This is a genomic window from Porcipelethomonas ammoniilytica (genome assembly GCF_025567485.1).
Classification (GTDB): Bacteria; Bacillota; Clostridia; order Oscillospirales; family Ruminococcaceae; genus Porcipelethomonas; species Porcipelethomonas ammoniilytica.
The window spans coordinates 1-1,630 of record NZ_JAOQKH010000067.1 but is presented as its reverse complement, the minus strand read 5'-3'; the positions used below and the strand labels follow the sequence as shown (position 1 = coordinate 1,630).

Annotated in this window: 1 protein-coding gene; it reads right to left on the bottom strand. The window is 33.9% G+C overall.

The features are described 5' to 3' along the window. On the bottom strand, window positions 1-1,284 hold a 1,284-nt coding region (locus tag OCV67_RS13220), incomplete at its 3' end, for an RHS repeat domain-containing protein (protein WP_317235037.1). Window positions 1,285-1,630 lie beyond the last annotated feature (346 nt).

The following is a 1,630-nucleotide window of genomic DNA, read 5'->3' as shown; positions in this document are numbered from 1 at the left end:
TTTTTTAGAAAATTCATACGCTATGTTTTCCCAAATGTACTTATAATGTCCTGCCTCACAACCCAATATTATTAAAGCTTTACAATTAACTTTCTTTAATTTTCTTATATTTTGTAAATTTAAATCATTAAAAAAAGTGTCAGGTCCTGCATGACTAAAGAGTACTATTACATCTGCATATGTGATTGAATTCCAATATGATTTAAACTCATTAGCACTTTCTACCCTAAACACAAATCCACAAAGTCGTTTAAAGTAATTTTCTAAACTTTTTTTAATCATTTCTGATCCTTCTATGAATTCATCTAATGAAAAAATCAAAGCATCATATGTTTTATTATGTTCGGAAAAAATAGGTGGGCTAATAGTTGACGATCCTTGCCGCAAAACATCATAATAATCAGATAAATTATTAACTTTACCTTCTGAACCCATACCTGATAAATCTGTGGTTTGCTGAGATACACACTTCATTGGATTTGTATCATACTCAAATAAGTTTAATTTGCCTTGTAAAACTGCATTAGCCGAATTTGCATTAATGTATCTGCCTGTATTGCTGTCATAATATCTTGACTGAATACAATACAAACCTGTATCGCTGTCATAATAATATCCTCTATATCTCAAAGGATTTGTATAGGCAATATCATTTTTGTTGTTTATAATCGTACAATTTCCCCATGCATCATAGCTATACTCGGCAGCAGTCTTTCCTTCTGCATCAAGCACGGCTATAATACTTCCAAGCAAATCGGTTACATAATAATACTGACTGTTGTTGTATTCAAATCCTATCGGAGTATCTCCGTCATATCTGAAATACATTGTATTTCCTGCATAAGTCTGTGCCGATAATTGACCGTCATTCCAATAGTAGTCAAACTTGACATTGTTTATTGTCTTGCTCGTTCTAAGCCCATTAGCGTTATAAGTATATTTTATCTTTACTCCGTCTGACCTTCCCGCAGATTTGAGTTTTTGTCCCATTGTCCAATTAAACTCAGTACCGTTGTAATAAGTCAGCGGATTTCCTATCTCATCATAGGTTATCTCATTACCGTTGTATGCAGTGAGTAAGTCCTTCCACTTTGAGTCACCATATACAAGGGTTTGAGATTCACCGTAATTTTCCCTAACAAAAGGTTTTATTTCAACTAAATTTCCGCCTTCATCATATACAAAATCTTTTCCCGTGCCTGTCGTGACATCTACCTCTGTTGTAAGATGACCTGTTTCATCATACCTGTACTGATGATATGCGTTTGTTCCTATCGTATCCATAGCGTATGGTATTGTTATATGCTCCTGTATATTTTATCTCGGATACCAATTCGGATGTTCTGTTCGGGCTGCTAGATACATAACTATATTCCTTATTGTACACCTCTTTTTTAGAAAGTTCAACCTCTTTGCCGTTTGAATTGCGGTAAATGCCGTATATACCTTCTTTAGACTTCCTTCCGAATTTGTCCTTTGAATTGAAATAGGTTGAATAAATATTATTTGCAATCGTCCAGTAAACCTTGTACGAATTATCTTGGTGCTATACTAAAAAAGTGGACAGCAAAAAGCGAAAGATGGTATAATAATAAAAAAAGGAGAGAAACACATGGAAAACACCAAGTAT